Annotated in this window: 21 protein-coding genes and 1 pseudogene; 12 read left to right on the top strand and 10 right to left on the bottom strand. The window is 40.7% G+C overall.

Annotation, left to right across the window (positions count from 1 at the left end; translation table 11 throughout):
- Positions 1 to 41 precede the first annotated feature (41 nt).
- From asd to pncB, 3 genes are all read right to left on the bottom strand, one after another.
- Positions 42 to 893: an archaetidylserine decarboxylase gene (gene asd / locus HYG88_RS01595; RefSeq protein ID WP_005157005.1), complete on the bottom strand. Its 852-nt coding sequence runs from the start codon at positions 891 to 893 to the stop codon at positions 42 to 44.
- A complete protein-coding gene (locus HYG88_RS01590; protein WP_178882451.1) occupies positions 890 to 1,738 on the bottom strand; it encodes a sulfurtransferase in 849 nt (282 codons plus the stop codon). The genes asd and HYG88_RS01590 overlap by 4 nt, the downstream gene beginning before the upstream one ends.
- 101 nt (positions 1,739 to 1,839) lie before the next feature.
- On the bottom strand, positions 1,840 to 3,045 hold the full coding sequence (pncB, locus tag HYG88_RS01585; RefSeq protein WP_178882450.1) for a nicotinate phosphoribosyltransferase: 1,206 nt from the start codon (positions 3,043 to 3,045) through the stop codon (positions 1,840 to 1,842).
- A 149-nt stretch (positions 3,046 to 3,194) separates the two neighbouring features.
- On the opposite strand from pncB, the gene dtd reads away from it, so the two are divergent.
- Positions 3,195 to 3,635 carry a D-aminoacyl-tRNA deacylase gene (gene dtd / locus HYG88_RS01580; protein ID WP_178882449.1) on the top strand — a complete coding sequence of 147 codons (441 nt, stop codon included), beginning with the start codon at positions 3,195 to 3,197 and terminating at the stop codon, positions 3,633 to 3,635.
- 47 nt (positions 3,636 to 3,682) lie between these two features.
- Here dtd and HYG88_RS01575 read toward each other — a convergent pair whose 3' ends face one another.
- From HYG88_RS01575 to serB, 3 genes are all read right to left on the bottom strand, one after another.
- A complete protein-coding gene (locus HYG88_RS01575) occupies positions 3,683 to 4,162 on the bottom strand; it encodes a hypothetical protein (protein WP_004659770.1) in 480 nt (159 codons plus the stop codon).
- A 148-nt stretch (positions 4,163 to 4,310) separates the two neighbouring features.
- Positions 4,311 to 4,646 carry a ciprofloxacin tolerance protein AciT gene (aciT, locus tag HYG88_RS01570; RefSeq protein WP_005157022.1) on the bottom strand — a complete coding sequence of 112 codons (336 nt, stop codon included), beginning with the start codon at positions 4,644 to 4,646 and terminating at the stop codon, positions 4,311 to 4,313.
- A gap of 426 nt (positions 4,647 to 5,072) precedes the next feature.
- On the bottom strand, positions 5,073 to 6,293 hold the full coding sequence (serB, locus tag HYG88_RS01565; protein WP_178882448.1) for a phosphoserine phosphatase SerB: 1,221 nt from the start codon (positions 6,291 to 6,293) through the stop codon (positions 5,073 to 5,075).
- A 97-nt stretch (positions 6,294 to 6,390) separates the two neighbouring features.
- Here serB and HYG88_RS01560 point away from each other — a divergent pair, with 97 nt between their 5' ends.
- The 8 genes from HYG88_RS01560 (at position 6,391) to glmS (ending at position 14,607) form a co-directional block, all read left to right on the top strand.
- Positions 6,391 to 7,671 (top strand): hypothetical protein, encoded by a 1,281-nt coding sequence (locus HYG88_RS01560; protein ID WP_005157031.1) that lies wholly within the window; start codon positions 6,391 to 6,393, stop codon positions 7,669 to 7,671.
- Positions 7,672 to 7,881: 210 nt separating this feature from the next.
- Positions 7,882 to 9,003 (top strand): bifunctional 3,4-dihydroxy-2-butanone-4-phosphate synthase/GTP cyclohydrolase II, encoded by a 1,122-nt coding sequence (gene ribBA / locus HYG88_RS01555; protein WP_005157033.1) that lies wholly within the window; start codon positions 7,882 to 7,884, stop codon positions 9,001 to 9,003.
- Between the two features lie 11 nt (positions 9,004 to 9,014).
- Positions 9,015 to 9,485 (top strand): 6,7-dimethyl-8-ribityllumazine synthase, encoded by a 471-nt coding sequence (ribE, locus tag HYG88_RS01550; protein WP_004659764.1) that lies wholly within the window; start codon positions 9,015 to 9,017, stop codon positions 9,483 to 9,485.
- Between the two features lie 3 nt (positions 9,486 to 9,488).
- Complete coding sequence (nusB, locus tag HYG88_RS01545) at positions 9,489 to 9,938, top strand: transcription antitermination factor NusB (protein ID WP_004659763.1); 450 nt, start codon at positions 9,489 to 9,491, stop codon at positions 9,936 to 9,938.
- A gap of 15 nt (positions 9,939 to 9,953) precedes the next feature.
- Positions 9,954 to 10,871 carry a thiamine-phosphate kinase gene (gene thiL, locus HYG88_RS01540; protein WP_005157036.1) on the top strand — a complete coding sequence of 306 codons (918 nt, stop codon included), beginning with the start codon at positions 9,954 to 9,956 and terminating at the stop codon, positions 10,869 to 10,871.
- A complete protein-coding gene (locus tag HYG88_RS01535; RefSeq protein ID WP_178882447.1) occupies positions 10,849 to 11,370 on the top strand; it encodes a phosphatidylglycerophosphatase A in 522 nt (173 codons plus the stop codon). Before thiL ends, HYG88_RS01535 begins: the two co-directional genes overlap by 23 nt.
- 21 nt (positions 11,371 to 11,391) lie before the next feature.
- Positions 11,392 to 12,756, top strand: coding sequence for a bifunctional UDP-N-acetylglucosamine diphosphorylase/glucosamine-1-phosphate N-acetyltransferase GlmU (gene glmU, locus HYG88_RS01530; protein ID WP_178882446.1), 1,365 nt, complete (start codon positions 11,392 to 11,394; stop codon positions 12,754 to 12,756).
- Positions 12,757 to 12,768: 12 nt separating this feature from the next.
- The gene (gene glmS, locus HYG88_RS01525) at positions 12,769 to 14,607 is read left to right on the top strand and encodes a glutamine--fructose-6-phosphate transaminase (isomerizing) (RefSeq protein ID WP_178882445.1); all 1,839 of its coding nucleotides are present in this window, start codon (positions 12,769 to 12,771) and stop codon (positions 14,605 to 14,607) included.
- A 58-nt stretch (positions 14,608 to 14,665) separates the two neighbouring features.
- Here the strand turns inward: glmS and HYG88_RS01520 are convergent, their stop codons facing one another.
- The 3 genes from HYG88_RS01520 to pncA form a co-directional block, all read right to left on the bottom strand.
- Positions 14,666 to 15,304 carry a YitT family protein gene (locus HYG88_RS01520; RefSeq protein ID WP_005157043.1) on the bottom strand — a complete coding sequence of 213 codons (639 nt, stop codon included), beginning with the start codon at positions 15,302 to 15,304 and terminating at the stop codon, positions 14,666 to 14,668.
- Between the two features lie 214 nt (positions 15,305 to 15,518).
- On the bottom strand, positions 15,519 to 15,983 hold the full coding sequence (locus tag HYG88_RS01515; protein ID WP_005157045.1) for an Lrp/AsnC family transcriptional regulator: 465 nt from the start codon (positions 15,981 to 15,983) through the stop codon (positions 15,519 to 15,521).
- Between the two features lie 91 nt (positions 15,984 to 16,074).
- On the bottom strand, positions 16,075 to 16,707 hold the full coding sequence (gene pncA / locus HYG88_RS01510; RefSeq protein WP_005157046.1) for a bifunctional nicotinamidase/pyrazinamidase: 633 nt from the start codon (positions 16,705 to 16,707) through the stop codon (positions 16,075 to 16,077).
- 290 nt (positions 16,708 to 16,997) lie between these two features.
- Between pncA and dapA the strand changes: the two genes are divergently transcribed.
- The 3 genes from dapA to purC are packed head-to-tail and all read left to right on the top strand — an operon-like array spanning position 16,998 to position 19,265.
- Positions 16,998 to 17,891 carry a 4-hydroxy-tetrahydrodipicolinate synthase gene (dapA, locus tag HYG88_RS01505; RefSeq protein ID WP_005157049.1) on the top strand — a complete coding sequence of 298 codons (894 nt, stop codon included), beginning with the start codon at positions 16,998 to 17,000 and terminating at the stop codon, positions 17,889 to 17,891.
- Positions 17,892 to 17,906: 15 nt separating this feature from the next.
- A complete protein-coding gene (locus tag HYG88_RS01500) occupies positions 17,907 to 18,509 on the top strand; it encodes a hypothetical protein (protein ID WP_034602567.1) in 603 nt (200 codons plus the stop codon).
- Between the two features lie 36 nt (positions 18,510 to 18,545).
- Positions 18,546 to 19,265 (top strand): phosphoribosylaminoimidazolesuccinocarboxamide synthase, encoded by a 720-nt coding sequence (purC, locus tag HYG88_RS01495; protein ID WP_004659747.1) that lies wholly within the window; start codon positions 18,546 to 18,548, stop codon positions 19,263 to 19,265.
- Between the two features lie 97 nt (positions 19,266 to 19,362).
- Here purC and HYG88_RS01490 read toward each other — a convergent pair.
- A pseudogene (locus HYG88_RS01490) lies at positions 19,363 to 19,729 on the bottom strand (amidohydrolase family protein); the annotation flags it as partial.
- Positions 19,730 to 19,742: the final 13 nt, after the last annotated feature.

The following is a 19,742-nucleotide window of genomic DNA, read 5'->3' as shown; positions in this document are numbered from 1 at the left end:
AAAAAGCCCCTATCTAGGGGCTTTTTAAACTCAACTCTAAATTAAACCGAGTGACCTAAACGCTCACCCATCACTACAGTAGAATTGGCTTTAAACTGCTCTTCCCACACCATTTTATCTTTTTCAAATAAAACCACAGCAGTAGAACCTAAGTAGAAACGACCTAACTCAGCACCTTTATCTAACTGCATTTGATGATGCTGTAATTCAACTTTACCTGAAGGTTTTACCTTACCTGTTGCAACAGTTTCAATCCCAGCCACAATCATCGCACCAACTAAAACCACCGCCATACGACCAAGTTCTGTATCAAACAAACATACCATCCGCTCATTACGCGCAAACAAACCTGGTACATTTTCAGCAGTCGTTTGATTAACTGAGAACAACTCTCCTGGAATGTATAAAGTTTCAGTCAATGTACCTGCAAATGGCATATGTACACGGTGATAATCTTTTGGTGATAAATAAACAGTTGCAAACTGACCATCTACAAATGGCTTTGCAAGTTGCGGATCACCAATCAATTTCTCTACAGAAAAACTTTGACCTTTGGCTTGGAAAATATCACCTGCCTCGATCTTACCCAACTGAGAAATTGCACCATCTGCAGGACAAACAATACTATCTGCACGCTCGTCCACACCGCGTACACCTTCCTTCAATGCACGGGTGAAGAACTCATTAAATGATTTATATTGATTCGGATTAGTCTGCTCAGCAATGCTCATGTCAATGCCGTATTTCGCTTTGAATGCCTGAATCACAGCAGTTTTTACCAAAACATTTTCACTGGCTGCCACTTTGCCGATAACACGGCTCAGTTGATGTTGAGGTACTAAGTTTTGTGCTTTGATAAAAAGTTGTTTTTTTAGGTCTGCTGAAAAACTCAAGATGGTGACTCCCCTGAAATAATAGGACTATCGAGGCGATTGCCCCATTCACTCCACGCACCATCGTAGGCTCTCACTTGCCAATTGAGTAATTTTGCCAATATATACGCCAAACCCGAACGGTGATGTGACTGACAATACACCACCACAGGTTGTTGTAAATTAAAGCCTAATTGTTCCAAACGTTGTTGAGTGCGTTCAAGTGGGTGTAATTTTAGATGATTTTCACGGTTTAGGGCAGTACTCCATTCAAAATGCAATGCATTTGGGATGTGACCACCGCGTCGCGCAGCTAAACGTAGTCCAGTATATTCTTCATTAGTACGGCAATCCCAGAGCTGAATATTCTGTTGTTGAACCTGCTGAAGTAATTCATTGTATTCAACTCGATACTGTTGCACGCTATTCAAATTAACTTGTACAAGCTCGCTCACAGGGATGACTTTATCTATATCTGCTGTGGTTGGTAAGCCTGCCCCCAGCCAAGCATGAATCCCACCATTAATCAAACTGGTGCGGTTAAAACCAAGACAATGTAAGTTCCAGATTAAACGCCCTGCCCACGCCCCACCTTCATCGTCATAAACGACGATATGATGTTGAGATGAAATATTTAATTTTTCGATGAGAGCTTGTAAACCTGCTAGATCAGGTAATACCCCATTCGCCTGTTCATGCTGTGCAACCAAGAATTTAGGCTGTAAATGAATGGCATGAGGAATATGCAATTGTTCATAAACCGATGCACGGCTTAAATCAACGACACGAATCAGCTCATGTCCTAAATAAGGTACAAGTTCTCTAGGCTCAATCAGTAAACCCAGTTTAAAATCTACATCAGTCATTTTTATGCTATTTTCTATCCGCATTGAATCAATTTTAACATAGCCGACTTTTTATCTTTGTCTGATTTTTTGCATTCAATTAGCAGAAAATCAGCTATAGATTAGCTGACCTCTTCGATCTCAAACACCTGTCTTAAATATGCAAGGAAAGTTTCATTGTCAGTCATGGTTTTACCTGAACTATCGGAAATTTTTGCCACCGATTGACCATTACACTCCACTAACTTCAATACAATATTCAGAGGCTTTTGACCCATATCATTGGTCAGATTCGTCCCGATACCAAAACTAACTTGAAAACGATCTTTAAAATATTGATGCAATAGCCATGCTTTTTCTAAATTTAGACCATCACTAAAGGTCAGCATTTTGGTTTTGGTATCAATCTTTAATTTGCGGTAGTGCGCATATGCTTTATCCCCCCATTCATAGGGATCGCCACTGTCATGACGTAAGCCATCAAAGAGTTTGGCAAAGTACAAATCAAAATCACGTAGAAAAGCATCCATTCCAACCACATCGGTCAAAGCAATGCCTAAATCACCACGATATTCTTGTACCCATGCTTCTAGAGCCGCTTTTTGAAAATTACGTAATCGGACATCTAAAGCTTGAAACGCTTGTAAAAACTCATGTGCCATGGTCCCGATTGGGCTAATACCCAGCTCTTTAGCAAGTAGAACATTACTGGTTCCACGAAACACTTGCGGTGCAGCCTCATGAAACGCCTGCACTACATGCTTTTGCCAGTCAAAACTATAACGGCGGCGAGTACCAAAATCTGAAACCAAAAATGGCGGATCATTGTCCTGCTGTTGCTGGGCATAGTGTTGCAGTTGGACCAACTTGTGCTGTAATCGGCGCTCACCCTCAACCCAGACCTCATCGCTACGGATGCGGCGAAAATACAGTTCATTGACGATTGCCAGAACAAAGATTTCAAACATCATGGCCTGTACCATTGGCCCTTCAATCCGAATATCTAACCGCCCTGCCGCATCAATACTGGCCCGAATAAAACGGCGTTTGAGCTGAAACAGTTCTAGATAGTCAACAAAGTCACTCTTGATAAAACGCAGTGAACGGAGGTACTGCAATTCATCCTCTTTAAAGTGCAGTTCACACAACAAATCGAGCTGATGATTGAGGTCGTCCAGAATTTCCGTCAACGGATAGGCGGTATCCTCCAGATTTCGGCAACGGAATAGATAGACACTGTGCGTTTGTGGAAACTGGTGCAGCACCACTTGCAGCATGGTGAATTTATACAGGTCGGTGTCGAGTAAAGATTGAATAATGGCAGACATAGGCGATGGTTTTGACCAATTCTTTTGCAATATCAGTTGTTATACAACCAAATGGCTGGGATTGAATAGTAGACTTTTGCTGCACAACTCATTTTTATATGCGGTGTCTGTTACACTGCCTCACTCTATTTCACCTATTTTTTAATCTTATGCGCGCATTAATTCAACGAGTTTTAGAAGCGAAAGTCGTGGTTGAGGGTCAAACCACTGGCGAAATTCAGCACGGCTTACTCGTATTCTTAGGTCTAGGTAAAAGCGATACTTTAGAGCAAGGACAAAAGCTTATTGATAAGATTTTAAAATATCGAATATTTGATGATGAACAAGGCAAAATGGGGTGGAATCTAAGCCAAGCTCAGGGTGGACTTTTATTGGTTTCACAATTTACTTTGATGGCGCAAACACAAAAAGGCTTACGCCCTGACTTTGGACCTGCCATGCCGCCAGCCGAAGCGAAAGCTTTGTATGCGCAATTGGTTGAGTATGCACGTCAACAATTTGCTCATGTCCAAACAGGTATTTTTGCTGCTGATATGAAAGTTCATTTAATCAATGACGGACCAGTGACTTTTAATTTAGAAATTGAATAAATGAGACATAAAAAAACTCCCTTTTAGGGAGTTTTTTTCAGGTTGGTTTATTTACCTGTTTTTTCTTTAATAAATGCACGTGCTTGGCGAATTTTTTCTTTTACTGGTTTTGGCACTTTCGGTGGAATCAATTTAGCTGCTTGGTTAAACCAGACTAACAAGCTGAAGTCACCTTCCATTTTAATGCTGCCATCTTGCATACCTGTCATGAATGCAGTTGGATCACCCTTCACCAAAGTTTTTACGCCTTGCTCACTTGAAGCAAATTGCAAAATAAAATCAGCTTTTTCAGGACTACCCGCAACCGTATCAATTTTGCCACGATTGACAATAATCTGACGTGCCAAACCTAAATCTGTACCAATTTGAATACGAAATTCACGATCATGAACCAATTCAATAAACTTCGGGCTGGTACGTGCCAATTGCTTCATACGTAACGCCAAACCTGCCACTAATAGATCAAGTGGGTCAGTGCTTACATCAACGATAGGTAACTGAATCACAGGTAAAGAAGAAAGCTTCATGACATTTATGCCTACAGTATAATGATGAAAATTAAGACAACCGTATCCTAGCACAATTGTCGATAGGTCTGTAAAAGCTTTGTTGCAGAAAGTTAGCACAACAAAGGCATGCTGAGCATGCCTTTGTTGTAGTTAAAATTATTATAAATTATCGGCTAGAACATTGTTGTTGGTCATCCTTATAGACTGGCGTATGTTCAATATACTGACGTTTCGCCAATTGCTTTTGTGTTTGTTTGTCTTCACGTAAAAGTATGAATGTAACCGTTACCATCGCAAGGCTTAAGGCTGTCAAATAACTATAGGCGACCGACATTTCGAACATGGTTTGCATACCAAAGCGCACCGCTTCTAATAATCCCCAACTCAACATACCCGCTAGCATAAAGCCTAACCAACGACGATAAGGAGAAAAGAAAACAGCAATAACTGCGACAGCGATTAAGCCAAATCCAACCCACATGGTGAAATTCGCTGCTTCCATAGAAACCTCCGTCTTTAAAAGGTGGTTTGGATCGTGTCCAAACCTCATATTTGTTCTGTAATCTCTAAACAATATTCGGTGTTGCATTAACGTCTTTATGCATTATGGAGGGTTTTTTATAGAAAAAAAGAGCTTGAAATTAACCATACGACACAAGGTGTCGCAATATGCTTTTGTCATTACATTTTTTAAAATTACAAAAGTCTCAAAGTGCTATATAGCATCAATTACGGCGTGTCATTACAAAAAAATATCGATCTTTTTAATTATTCAGAAACTTTTTTCAGAATTTTTTTATCGTTGTTTTTCTATACATTTAGACATAAATATGACGGAATTGTGACGTATTTAAAATAAAAAATGCCGCTTGAAAAACGGCATTGGATAAAGCTTAAACAATTTGGGCATTTTTAGAACAATCCGTCTTTAAGCACGGTTCAGGTCCTTGTCATGCATTCCCAGCAAGTACAGGACACCATCCAGACCGACACTTGAAATTGCCTGATTGGCATTTTGACGCACCAGTGGTTTAGCGCGGAACGCCACGCCTAAACCTGCGATTGATAGCATTGGTAGATCATTAGCACCATCACCAACAGCCATCGCCTGCTCTAATGAGATTCCCATTTTGTCTGCCAATTGACGCAATAATTCAGCCTTACGTGCGCCATCAACAATTGCGCCCTTGACCTCACCTGTTACTAGGCCATCCCGTACATCCAGAATATTGGCATGCACTTCATCAATTCCGAGCTTGGCCTGTAGGTATTCAGCAAAATACTGGAATCCACCTGACAGGATTGCCGTTTTATATCCCAAGGCTTTCAGGGTTGAAATCAGACGCTCTGCGCCTTCGGTCACAGTTAAACGTTCTGCAATTTTTGGTAGAACCGAAGCATCCAGACCTTTTAACAAGGCAACACGGGCGCGGAAACTTTGCTGAAAATCCAGCTCCCCCTGCATGGCTCGCTCAGTAATTTCAGCGACCTGTTCACCGACACCTGCTTCTAGCGCCAACTCATCAATCACTTCCTGCTCAATCAGGGTTGAATCCATATCGAAGCAAACCAGACGGCGGTTACGGCGATAGGCATTGTCTTCCTGTACCGCAACATCAATATTCAGCTCACCTGATAAACTCAAACATGCAGCTCGCATTGCTTGTGCATCCAACATTTGTCCACTTAAACCAAACTGGACACAGGCACGGCGTGGAAATTGGCTTTCTGCATCGAGATCTAAACGACCAGATAAGCGTGTTACTGTTTCAATATTAAAGCCCTGACTCGATACAATTTTAGTGACTGCCTGCAAATGCGCAGCGGTAAGCTCTGGTGCAAGTGCCGTCACGATATAACGTGTACGCCCACCTTCACTCACCCATTGTTCATATTCTGCGTTGGAGATTGGTTTAAATCGCACAGTTAAGCCAATATCATGTGCTAAAATCAAAATCTCTTTCATTGCTAATGCTGTTGCAGTCTCATTATCCGAAGCAACAACAATTCCTAAAGTGAGTTGATTATGGATAACAGCCTGACCCACATCGAGTATTTGCAAAGAATGCACGGAAAGTACCTGCATTAATCGAGTAAACTGATTCGGTTGATCTGGTCCTAAAAAGGATATAAGAATGATTTCACGCATGAATTGACTCGTGTTTGAGCGACAACTATTGTATGTAAGAATCATAACATAACCTGACCTGAATCTATTTGACTCTTATTTATCTTGGAAGTTTAACTTGAATGCGCCACGCCAAGGGCTATTTGCTAGCCTGCTGATCGTAAGTTTTGCACTGCATACCTTTTTACTGGTGATTGCAACGACACATCAACTCAATGAAAACCGCACCAGTCAGGGACAACTGATGACCAGTCAGCTTGTGGCAGATAGCCTTTCAGAACTGGAACCTGCCAACACGGTCTCATTGGCACTGGTGGCCAACCGTTATGCAACCAACCCAAGTGTCGCATCCATTCGTATCCTCGATGCCAATAAACAAGTCCTTGCAACCAGTGGTATGGCAAAGACGCGTCAAGGTGAAGTCTTTGTTCGAGATGCACTACAAAATGAAAAGAAAGTTGGAACGGTTGAAATTACGCTTATCCAACCAAGTATTGGTGAAATCTTACGCACGCAGTGGCTGGCGATTTTGGCATCTTTATTTATTCATGGGTTGATCTGGTTGGCGTATCGTGCCATTGCACGTCCAACCCGTAGTGAATATTTAGCTCGTATTAACCAAGAAAATCATCTTAAACATGAAATTCAACGTTTAACTCAGGCTCTCGCACTTGAGAAGCAAAATACAGTCACGTTAGTTGCACAAGCACAGCAACAGGCAAAAGCTCAACCAAAATCACGTATTGAAAAAGCTTCAACAACAGATCAACAAGTCAATTTAGATCATCAAACCGTCGCACTGAATATCCAGTTTTATGATCCAAAACAACTGTTGAGCAGTGTCAACCAATCCGTTTCTGTGCCTTATTTTAAACTCTGTCAATTATTCTTGGATAAAAGCATTGATCTCTGTGCGAAGCATTACCAACTCGACGCTGCACAAATGAACGTCGTTCAAGAATTTAATGCTGAAGGCGCAACCTTGTCGACGACATCAGAACATCCCCATGCATTAGAATGTCTGATGATGATTGGTGCTGTTTTCCAGTTATTGGCAGATGTTTTATATAAGCGTTATCGTGAAGATAAACGTTTTGCACTACAAACACGCGGTGCTGTTGCTAGTGCTGTAGACGCGATGCAATTAGATGCGATTGAGGCAGCCAAGCGCTTAACTCAACACTTACAAGCCAAGGAAGCAGCTTTACACCTCAATCATGAGCAACTCAAAACGGTTCAAAACAGTTATGAATTAGTTGTGATGCCCAATCCGAGTAGTATTATGACTCGTCATGCCTTTATGATTAATGGCATGAATGAGCAATGTGCCACCGTGGCACAAAACCTGCGCACTGAAATTTTGATGGGTAAAAAAGTAAAAGCTTCGACTGAATCTTAGCTCGATCGAATGTATCGGTTCAAATTCAAAATGCAACGCTCCCTTACAGGGCTATAAATGCTCATTAGGATAAAGCGTTGCTTTATTATTTGCTTGATTCACTTTTTTAATTGATAAAGAAGCACAGGCGAAATTTATTAAAATACGGTAAACTACACCAGATTTATCGAATACTAGTGCCCTAAAAGGCAGCATAAAAGGTGAAAGCGAATGCCGCTGAGTCGTGTTGAAGAGCTTGTCGCAGATATTCGTGCAGGCAAAATGGTCATCCTGATGGATGATGAAGATCGTGAAAATGAAGGTGACTTGGTCATCGCTGCAACGCATGTTCGCCCTGAAGATATTAACTTCATGATTACGCATGCGCGCGGCCTAGTTTGCCTAACTTTGAGTCGTGATCGCTGTAAACAGCTTAATTTACCGCTAATGGTAGATCAAAACGGTGCACAACATGCCACTAACTTCACGCTGTCAATTGAAGCAGCCGAAGGAATCAGTACGGGTATCTCCGCTGCTGAACGCGCGCATACAATTCGCACCGCAGTTGCAGCACATGCTAAACCAAGCGATATCGTTCAACCTGGTCATATTTTCCCATTGATGGCTCAACCAGGCGGTGTATTGCACCGTGCAGGTCATACGGAAGCAGGGTGCGACCTCACCCGTTTAGCAGGTCTAGAGCCTGCCTCTGTTATCTGTGAAATTATTAATGAAGACGGTACCATGGCACGCCGTCCAGACTTAGAAGTTTTTGCAGAAAAACATGGTTTAAAAATCGGTACAATTGCGGATCTGATCCATTACCGCATGACCAATGAACAAACTGTTGAACGTTTGTCTCAAGAAACCATTGATACTGAATACGGTACATTTGAACTGTATAAATATCGTGAAATTGGTAATCCAGATATCCATTTAGCTTTGGTAAAAGGCGAACCAAAACAAGGCATCACCACTGTTCGTGTACATGGTTTTAATCCTGTTCGCGACTTATTAAAATTAAATAAGGCCGATGGTTCGGCAGCGTGGAATCTTGATCTTGCAATGAAAACGATTGCTGCAAGTGACCGTGGTGTATTGGTTTGGATTGGACAAGATCACTTGGAAGATTTAGGTCATGCCATTCATCACCTGAATCAGCCAAAGCCATTGAAATCCAATGCTGCCCTTTCCCAGCAATATCAAACAATTGGTGTCGGTGCACAAATTTTACGTGATCTTGGTGTTGAGAAAATGAAGTTGTTGAGTTCTCCACTTCGTTTCAATGCTTTATCAGGATTTCATTTAGAGGTAGTGGAATATATCACTGCCGATCAAATCACAGCAAAATAATCGAGGTTGCTATGGCAATTCGCCGAATTGAAGGTTTATTACATCTCGCAAGCGAAGGTCGTTATGCGATCTTAGTAGGACGTTTCAACAGCTTCGTAGTTGAACATTTACTTGAAGGCGCGATCGACACTTTAAAACGTCATGGCGTTTCAGAAGATGCGATTACTGTTATTCACGCACCAGGTGCGTGGGAACTTCCTATCGTTGCAAAAAAATTAGCGGCTTCAAACAAATTTGATGCCATCATTGCACTCGGTGCAGTGATCCGTGGTAGTACACCACATTTTGATTTTGTTGCAGGTGAATGTGCGAAAGGTTTAGGTGTAGTTGCACTTGAAAGCACAATGCCTGTGATCAATGGTGTCTTAACGACAGACAGCATTGAACAGGCAATCGAACGTTCAGGTACGAAAGCAGGAAACAAAGGTAGCGAAGCTGCATTGACTGCAATCGAAATGGTTAACTTATTAAAGGCAATTTAAAGCATGTCGCAAACACTTCAGGCCGCTTATGCAGCGAAACGCAAAGCACGTCGTTTTGCTGTACAAGGGATTTATGAATGGCAAATGAGTCATAACCCTGTCCATGAAATTGAAGCACGTACCCGTGTTGAAAATGCAATGCACAAAGTTGACCTTAACTATTACCATGAATTGCTCACTCAAGTGGTTGCTCAACATGAAGCTTTAGATGAGTTACTCATCCCTGTACTTGATCGTGAGTTAACTGCACTAGATGGTGTAGAACTTGCAACCTTACGACTTGGTGCTTATGAATTACGAGATCATCTCGAAGTTCCATACCGCGTTGTACTTGATGAAGCAATTGAGCTAGCAAAACACTTTGGTGGTGCAGACAGCCATAAATACATCAATGGTGTATTAGACCGTCTTTCATCAAAGCTTCGTGAAGCTGAAAAACAACAAGCAAAATAATAGGCTTGATGTTGCATGGCTGAGTTTTCAATTATTGAGCGGTACTTTAAACGTACATCAAAATCTGATGTCAGTTTAGGTATCGGTGATGACTCAGCCATTGTTACCCCTCCTCCCTCACAACAACTCGTGATCTGTGCAGATACATTGGTTGCTGGTCGACATTTTCCCTTAGATACCTCTGCCCATGCCATTGGCTGGAAAAGTGTCGCGGTCAATTTATCTGATCTCGCCGCAATGGGTGCAAAACCCCATAGTATTTTACTCGCACTCAGCCTCCCTACCGTTGATCATGACTGGTTGGCTGGATTTAGTCAGGGTCTTTTTGATTGTTGCGATCAATTTGGTGTTAGCCTAATCGGTGGCGATACTACTCAAAGTACCCAACTGACCATCACGGTCACGGCACTGGGCTGGATTGAACAAGGTCAAGCCATCACGCGTGCTGGTGCACAAGTCGGCGACTATGTCTGTATTAGTGGACAGATTGGTGATGCCGCGTTTGGATTAAAACACTTAGGACATCCTCTACAACAACGCTTAGATTATCCAACACCTCGTTGTAATTTGGGGCAACAGCTAAAAGGTTTAGCCTCAAGTATGATTGATGTCTCAGATGGACTCGCACAAGATTTAGGACATATTCTGAACGCCTCAAAAGTAGGTGCAACATTACAGCTTGAGCAACTTCCGATAGATCAGTCACTAAAAGAATTAGATTTGAGACAAGCTTGGCATTATGCGCTTGCAGGTGGGGATGACTATGAGCTGTGCTTTACAATATCACCGCAAAATTTTGAAAAACTGTCGCGACAACAATTAGATGTTCCGCTTACAATAATTGGTAAAATTACCCAACAAACTGGATTGTTATTTGAGTATATGGGTGAAAATTACCCACTACAAATTCATGGATACCAACATTTTGCATAAGCCTCCCATTCACTTCAAACAGATGACTTGGTTCGATCGCTGCATCGTTTTCTGCGGGGTTGGATTTGGTTCTGGTCTCAGTCCTAAAGCACCAGGAACATTTGGTTCTGCATTTGCATTGTTATTTACACCATTATGGTTATATCTCGGTTTTAATTTGAGTGTTTTAGCAATTCTTATGATGTCTTTGGTGGGCATATACATCTGTGGGCAAACAGCCAAAGTCATTCATGTACACGATGATGGTCGAATTGTGTGGGATGAATTTGCAGGACAATCTATTACGCTCCTACCCTTGCTCTATCTACAGCAATTAAATTGGTTATGGGTCATTGTCGGTTTTATTTTTTTCCGTATATTTGACATCTGGAAACCATTTCCGATTAGTTGGGCAGACCAAAAAGTTACTGGTGGTCTAGGGATTATGCTTGATGACATCATTGCAGGTCTTTGGGCTGCGCTTTGTATTTTTATGATTCTTTTTTATTTTTTGACTTAAGCCATTGAATTAGAGTTAGTTATGTCAACAACTGTTATTATTCTTGCAGCGGGGAAAGGAACGCGAATGCGTTCACAACTACCAAAAGTATTACAACCACTTGCAGGCCGCCCCCTCCTCGGTCACGTCATTCAAACGGCGAAAAAATTACATGCCCAAAATATTATTACGATTTATGGTCATGGTGGTGAACTCGTTAAGCAAAGCTTTGCTGCTGAACAAATAGAGTGGGTTGAACAAGCAGAACAGTTAGGAACAGGTCATGCTGTTCAAATGACTCTCCCTGTATTACCTCAAGATGGTATTTCTTTGATTTTATATGGGGATGTGCCTCTGGTTCGTCAAAGCACGCTTGAGCAGTTGCTTGAAGCTTCTAGCCAATCTGGTATTGGTATGATCACCCTAAATGTTGAAAATCCAACAGGCTACGGTCGTATCGTTCGTCAAGCAGATAAGATTCAAGCGATTGTTGAGCATAAAGATGCCACTGACGAACAGCGTCTAATACAAGAAATTAATACTGGCATTTATTGTGTAAGTAATGCCAAATTACATCAATGGTTGCCAAAGCTTTCGAACAACAATGTTCAAGGTGAATATTACCTCACGGATATCGTGGCAATGGCCGTTGCGGATGGCTTAGAAATTGCTTCAATTCAACCTGAGCTTGAATTTGAAGTTGAAGGTGTGAATGACCGCCTACAACTTGCAACTTTGGAACGTCAATTTCAGCAACAACAAGCAAAAGAATTGATGCAACAAGGCGTACATTTAATTGATCCAAATCGTTTTGACCTACGTGGAACTGTGAAATGTGGTCAAGATGTACAAATTGATGTCAATGTCATTATTGAAGGTGATTGCGAATTAGGTGACAACGTTCAACTTGGCGCAGGCTGTATTTTAAAAAATACTCGTATTGCGGCAGGCACTAAAGTTCAAGCCTATAGCATTTTTGAAAATGCGATCGTTGGAGAAAACACCCAAATCGGTCCTTTCGCCCGTCTTCGCCCAGGAGCAAATCTTGCGAATGATGTGCATATTGGCAACTTCGTCGAAGTCAAAAATTCAAATATTGGATTAGGTTCTAAAGCCAATCACTTAACTTATCTAGGTGATGCAGATATTGGTGCTGATTGTAATATTGGTGCAGGGACCATCACTTGTAATTATGATGGCGCAAATAAACATCGTACTGTTATTGAAGACAATGTATTTATTGGTACCAATAACTCATTGGTTGCACCAATTAAAATTGCTCAAGGTGCAACCACAGGTGCAGGCTCAACTTTAACTCGAGATGTGGCAGAGCATAGTTTAGCTGTCGAACGATCAAAACAGTTTGAAAAAGCAAATTATCAGCGCCCCCAAAAGCTGAAAAAATAAGAGGATAAAATTATGTGTGGTATTGTTGGTGGCGTTGCTGAACGATGTGTAACTGATATTCTGATTGAAGGATTAAAACGTCTTGAATATCGCGGTTATGACTCTGCGGGTTTAGCGTTATTGAATAATCAACAAATCTTACGCGAACGTCGTGTAGGTAAAGTTGCAAATTTAGCTGAAGCAGTATCTGAACAGCATTTGACTGGTAATGTAGGTATTGCCCATACCCGTTGGGCAACCCATGGTAAACCGACTGAAAATAATGCTCATCCACATGTTTCAGGTGATGTCGCTGTTGTACATAACGGTATTATTGAAAACTACCAAGAGCTTAAAGATGAATTACAAGCGCTAGGTTATATCTTTACCTCACAAACAGATACTGAAGTTGTTGCTCATCTTGTCAACGATGCTTTAAAGCAAACTGATAGCTTACTTGAAGCTGTACAAAAAGTTATTCCTCGCCTAAAAGGCGCTTTTGCGCTAGGTATTGTGCATACCGCACACCCTGATGAATTGATCACTGTGCGTGAAGGTTCTCCATTGGTGATTGGTGTAGGTATTGGCGAGAACTTTATTAGTTCAGACCAATTGGCTTTATTACCTGTTACTAATCGCTTCGTCTATCTCGAAGAAGGTGATATTGCGCGCTTAACACGTACGAGTATTGAAGTTTTTGTCAATGGAACGCGTGTTGAACGTCCAATCAAAGAATTGGATGCAACCGTCAGCAATGCATCAAAAGGCGAATATAAGCATTTCATGCTCAAAGAAATTTATGAGCAACCAGAAGCGATTCAACAAACGATTTCACAAGCATTGAATGGCAATAATTTGCGTGAAGATTTTCTTCAACATGCCAATGCGGATTTTGACAAAATTCAGCAAGTACAAATCATCGCCTGCGGTACTAGCTACCATGCAGGTATGATTGCAAAATACTGGTTCGAGCAATTGATTGGTGTACCTTGCCAAGTTGAGATTGCCAGTGAATTCCGTTATCGCACGCCTGTCATTGTTGCTCATACACTGTATATCTGTATTTCTCAGTCTGGAGAAACTGCGGATACGTTGGCTGCATTACGCGAAACACAAAAACGCGCTCAAGCTCAGAACATCGACATTAGTACCATGACCATTTGTAACGTTGCCACTTCATCAATGGTTCGCGAAACAGATCATCATTTACTCACGCTTGCAGGTCCTGAAATCGGCGTTGCATCAACCAAAGCCTTTACCACTCAACTTGCAGCATTGATGTTGTTGATCTTAAAAATTGGTCAAGTTAAACAACGTCTTGCAGATGCTCAATTGAAGGAAATTACAGAAGCGCTATGGCATTGCCCGAAAGTAATTTTAGATACTTTACAAGGCAATACTGAAATTCTGCGTCTATCAGCACTCTTCGTTGAGAAAAACCACTGCTTGTTCTTAGGACGTGGCACACACTTCCCTATCGCTCTAGAAGGCGCATTGAAACTGAAAGAAATTTCATACATTCATGCTGAAGGATATGCGGCTGGCGAATTAAAGCATGGTCCATTGGCTTTAGTAGACAATGAGATGCCAGTCGTGATCTTGGCTCCACAAGATGAAATGCTCGATAAGTTAAAATCGAATATGGAAGAAGTTCAAGCTCGTGGTGGAGAACTATTTGTTTTTGCTGATGAAAACAGTGGTATTCATGGTAAAGATCGCCAACATGTCGTTCATGTTCCAGCTGTCAATGAATGGTTAGCACCAATTGTGTACAGTATTCCTGTGCAATTGCTCTCGTATCATGTGGCTGTATTACGTGGTACCGACGTTGACCAACCACGTAACCTTGCCAAGAGCGTAACAGTCGAATAATTACAAAATAAAAAAAGGAGGGTTAGCCCTCCTTTTTTATTGCCATTGATGATCAGATTTAAGCCACATACCGACTGCTTTTATGATTCAAAAGAATAATTGAATTTAAAATAACAGCCCCTAAAATTGAAATTAGAATCAATTTCCAATCTACGAAAAACAACGAAACTAATAAGATGGTAACATCAATTCCCATCTGCACTTTACCTGCTGGAATGTTAAAGCGTTCTTGTAAATATAGAACCAAGAGGTTGATTCCTCCTAAGCTTGAACGATGGCGAAATAAAATCAGAAAGCTTACCCCCATCAACACATTCGCAAAAATCGCAGCATAAATTGGATTTACACTAGATAAATGAAAAAAATGAGGAATAATTTCAGTAAAACCAGCTAATAATCCAACGGCAATAAATGTCTTGACGACCAATGCCATGCCCATTTTTTTATAAGCAAAATAATAAAATGGAATATTGATCAGGAAAAATAAGATGCCAAACTTCAGGTCGGTAATATAGTGGATCAACAACGATAAGCCCGCTGTACCACCTGTCATAATCCCTGCTTGCTGCAATAAATTCATGGCAAACGATAGAATGAATGTACCAATTAACATGGCCAATCCATCTTCAATCTTAGAGTGTTGGTCAATCACGGGCATGACTGGACTGACCAAAGATATATTCTGATCGGTATTCATAAGGATAGAACTCAATAGGAGAACAACAGCAGGGAGAAAGATCTTTCAAAGAAAGACATGGTATATTTGATCATTTTTATTAAAATTTCGCAATTTATTCTTATATTTTCACCATAAATGCAATTTATACTCAAAATATCCTTTTTTGAATAATCTTTATGCAACAACGTCGAATGCTTCAGTTTGAATGGTATTCATCTAAGAGAAAGATTTTTTACTTAATCGCGATCCCATTTTCTTTTAATTTTTCCAACACAATCGATGTATTTAAATTACTGACGCCAAAGTTACTAGATGACAAAATCCCAATCAATTTGACCATTTCATCTAAATTTTTCACTGCAACCTTCAGTGCAAAATCATAACTTCCTGTGAGTTTATGAATATCTTTCACCGCAGGTTCATTTAAAAGAAAGTCAACAAAGCGATCGTGTGTCGCATCATTGTAGTTTTGCAATTTCACTTCAATAATACCCATGATCGGTGTCGGATCTGCGCTTAATGCGATTTGCGCATAGTAACCCGTAATAATTTTATTTTGTTCAAGCTGAATACGACGACGTGAACATTGAGAAGTTGATAATCCCACCAATTCTGCTAATTCTTGATTAGCTAATCTTCCATTCATTTGTAAATAATGAATAATTTTCTGATCAAAATCATCAAGTTCAGCTGACATAAAACGCTCAATTCTGTCTGAAGTTAGAGTTTAACTGATATTGATTTATCAGTTTTATAAGTTTAACGCCTTTGGATCAAGCGGCTCAAGCTTATGACAAAATTGTAGTCGATTGAATACGCTCAATCCCTTGCTCTAACATTCTTTGCCATGCGCTTTGTAGTGAACCATCCAAATCAATCGCTTTACAGGCATCTTCAATCACATAAGTTTTAAAGCCCATCTGTGCAGCATCTAAGGCGGTCCACGCCACGCAAAAGTCTGTGGCAATCCCTACGATATATACTGTATCAATTTGATGTTCTGTTAAATAACCCTTTAAACCTGTTGGAGTTTTACGATCTGCTTCCATAAAAGCAGAATAACTATCAATATCTGGATGAAAGCCTTTACGAATTATCAGTTGTGCAGTTGGAACATCCAAATCAGGATGAAATTCCGCATCGTGAGTGCCTTGAACACAATGTTTCGGCCATAACACTTGGGTACCATATGGCAATTCAATAGTTTCAAACGGTACTTTATTGTCGTGATTATCTGCAAAAGAAATATGTTGCTCAGGATGCCAGTCCTGTGTCAGCACGATATGCTCAAACTTTTTTGCAAGTTGATTAATAATCGGAATAATTTGATCTGCTTTTGCAACGGCCAAATTCCCCCCAGGAGTAAATCCATTTTGGACATCAACAACAATTAATGCGACATGATGAGTTTGTGTCTGCATAGCATGCTCCAGTTTTAAGCTTGTATTTTTACAATACCCTGCTGATTATGTTCTGGCTACTCATGTTTTCACTTTTACAAAAGATGAAAACGATTCAAGATAAAGATGAATTAAAGTTTTCCACAGTTTGACTAAAGCATATTGTTCTTATGCCTCCGATCAGTCATAATTTGCGTAATTGTCATTCAACCCGATCGAATTGTTGGATGACCAATCAAAATACTGCAACCATCCAATATTTCGTTTCAACTAATTCAATCTCGGATGGGAAAATAGGATAGTTTTTTAAAATGACTCAGCTAGCACAGAATATTCAAGGCTCAATTGTCGCAATCGTCACCCCTATGTTTGAAGATGGCAGCGTAGATTGGAAGAGTCTTGAGAAGCTCGTTGAGTGGCATATTCAACAAGGTACACATAGTATTGTTGCGGTCGGCACGACGGGCGAAGCGTCTACATTAAGCATGGAAGAACACACACAAGTCATCAAAGAAGTGATTCGTGTAGCCAACAAACGTATTCCAATTATCGCAGGCACAGGTGCAAATTCAACGCGTGAAGCGATTGAATTGACTAAAGCTGCAAAAGAATTAGGTGCTGATGCGGCCTTACTCGTTACGCCATATTATAATAAACCAACACAAGAAGGCCTATATCAACACTACAAAGCAATTGCTGAAGCCGTTGATATTCCACAAATTCTTTATAATGTACCAGGTCGTACTGGTGTCGATATGCAAAACGAAACCGTTATTCGTCTTGCTGATGTTAAAAACATTATTGGTATTAAAGATGCAACAGGCGATGTACCACGTGGTCAAGCCCTCATCGAAGGTTTAAATAATAAAATCGCTGTTTATTCAGGTGATGATGAAACTGCTTGGGAACTGATTTTACTGGGTGCAAAAGGTAATATCTCTGTAACAGCCAATGTTGCACCAAAGCAAATGAGCGAAATTTGTGAAGCTGCGTTAGCTGGAGATAAAGCAAAAGCACAAAGCTTGAATCAACAAATTGCAAATCTACACAATATTTTGTTTTGCGAATCAAACCCAATTCCTGTGAAATGGGCATTGCATGAGATGGGCTCAATTGGTACAGGTATTCGCCTACCATTAACCGCTCTAGCACAACAATATCGTGAACCGCTCCGCACAGATTTAAAAGCTGCGGGAATTATTTAATACGAGCAATTTATGATGCAATTACGTCTTGGTGTTGTCCTAGTCATTTCAGCTTTAAGTTTGGCTGGTTGTGGTCGTTTTGCCCTCAATAATCATTCTTTAGATTATAAAAAAGCACAAGCACTTGAACCACTCAAATTTCCTGAGGGCATAACGGCAAGACCATTTACGCCATTGTATCCAGCGCCTACGGTTGATCCACTTGCAATTGAGCATGCACCAAAGCTTGAAAATGAAAGTGGCAACCGCTATGCATTGCCTCGTCCAAAAGCGATGCAAAATTCAGCCGATAATACTTCAGCAACCGCTTCAACAGTGGGTCGTCCACAGCTTGTCACTGATGGGAATAAAAACCCATTACTCAAAGTTGATGGCCCGACAGCAAGTGCATGGCAATATACTTTTGCAACCTTGAGCAGCCTCAACTACAAAGTTATTTCACAAGCAGAAAATGGCTATGAAGCAACGATTAAAGTAGGTGATCAAAATTACCTACTTAAATTATCGGCTGTAGGCTCAAGCAATACAGTTGCGCTATTCAAACTTGATACAACATTTGCAGACCCTGCCGTTGCAGCTGAAGTGTTAACCCAGATTTACCAAAATTGGCCAGCCTAGTCGTTTACTAGGCATACTTTTTCAAAAGGTTCCCCCATGTTAAAACAAACCTTGCTCTATACTGGTAAAGCAAAATCTGTATATGAAACAGATAATGCTGATCACCTGATTTTAGTCTTTCGTGATGATGCATCAGCATTCAATGGCGAAAAAATCGAGCAACTAGATCGTAAAGGCAAGGTGAACAACCGTTTTAATGCCTTCATCATGGAAAAGTTGGCTGAAGCGGGTATCGAAACTCATTTTGAAAAGTTACTTTCTCCAACAGAAGTGCTTGTGAAGAAATTACAAATGATCCCTGTTGAATGTGTTATTCGTAACTACGCAGCAGGTTCATTATGCCGCCGTTTAGGTGTTGAAGAAGGTAAAGAGTTAACACCACCAACATTTGAATTGTTCTTCAAAGATGATGCGCTTGGCGACCCAATGGTCAATGAATCTCAAGCAATTGCTTTAGGTTGGGCAACAGCACCTCAACTTGAAAAAATGAAAGAACTGACTTACCAAGTGAATGATGTACTGAAAGCATTATTCGATGCAGGTAATATGATTCTTGTTGATTTCAAACTTGAATTCGGTGTATTCCACGATCGTATCGTATTGGGTGATGAATTCTCTCCAGACGGTTGCCGTTTATGGGATAAAGACACCAAGAAAAAATTAGACAAAGACCGTTTCCGCCAAGGTTTAGGTGGTGTGGTTGAGGCTTATGAAGAAGTTGCTGCACGTTTAGGCATTAACTTAGATAATATCTAAGCCTTAAGCTGCCGTTCTTAATAAAAACCAGCCTGATTAGGCTGGTTTTTTATTGGTTTATCTAATTTCCCAGTTTCTGATAAATCAGATTCCCTTAAGTTATCGTGCCCTTATGTTCATCTTCAAAATATTGATAAGCTGCCCAATCCGTCATAGATTTTAAAGCCATATAGGGACTCACGCACTCATCTGCACCTAATACATAATTACTGCGTGTCACTCGATTTACAGTTGCATCTAACATCATCAAACTATTCGGCGACACAACTGGTGCATCATGATGCTCTGTAAAAATAAGCTGTTTCTTCAAAGCACTTGCAGTCGGTGAAATACGTGCTGCTCTCGCCTCACCTAAGGTTTGTTGACGATGCCAATCCTCCCCAATAGAACGTATGCAATGAGAAGAAAGATGGAATAATATCCAAGGCTTTCAGTTGATCCAGTTGATCGTCACGAATCGTTTGAGGACGAAATGAA

The organism is Acinetobacter sp. SwsAc4 (assembly GCF_013391535.1).
In the GTDB taxonomy this organism is placed as follows: Bacteria; Pseudomonadota; Gammaproteobacteria; order Pseudomonadales; family Moraxellaceae; genus Acinetobacter.
Note: the sequence above shows the minus strand (reverse complement) of the source record. Positions and strands in the feature narration are given on the sequence as shown.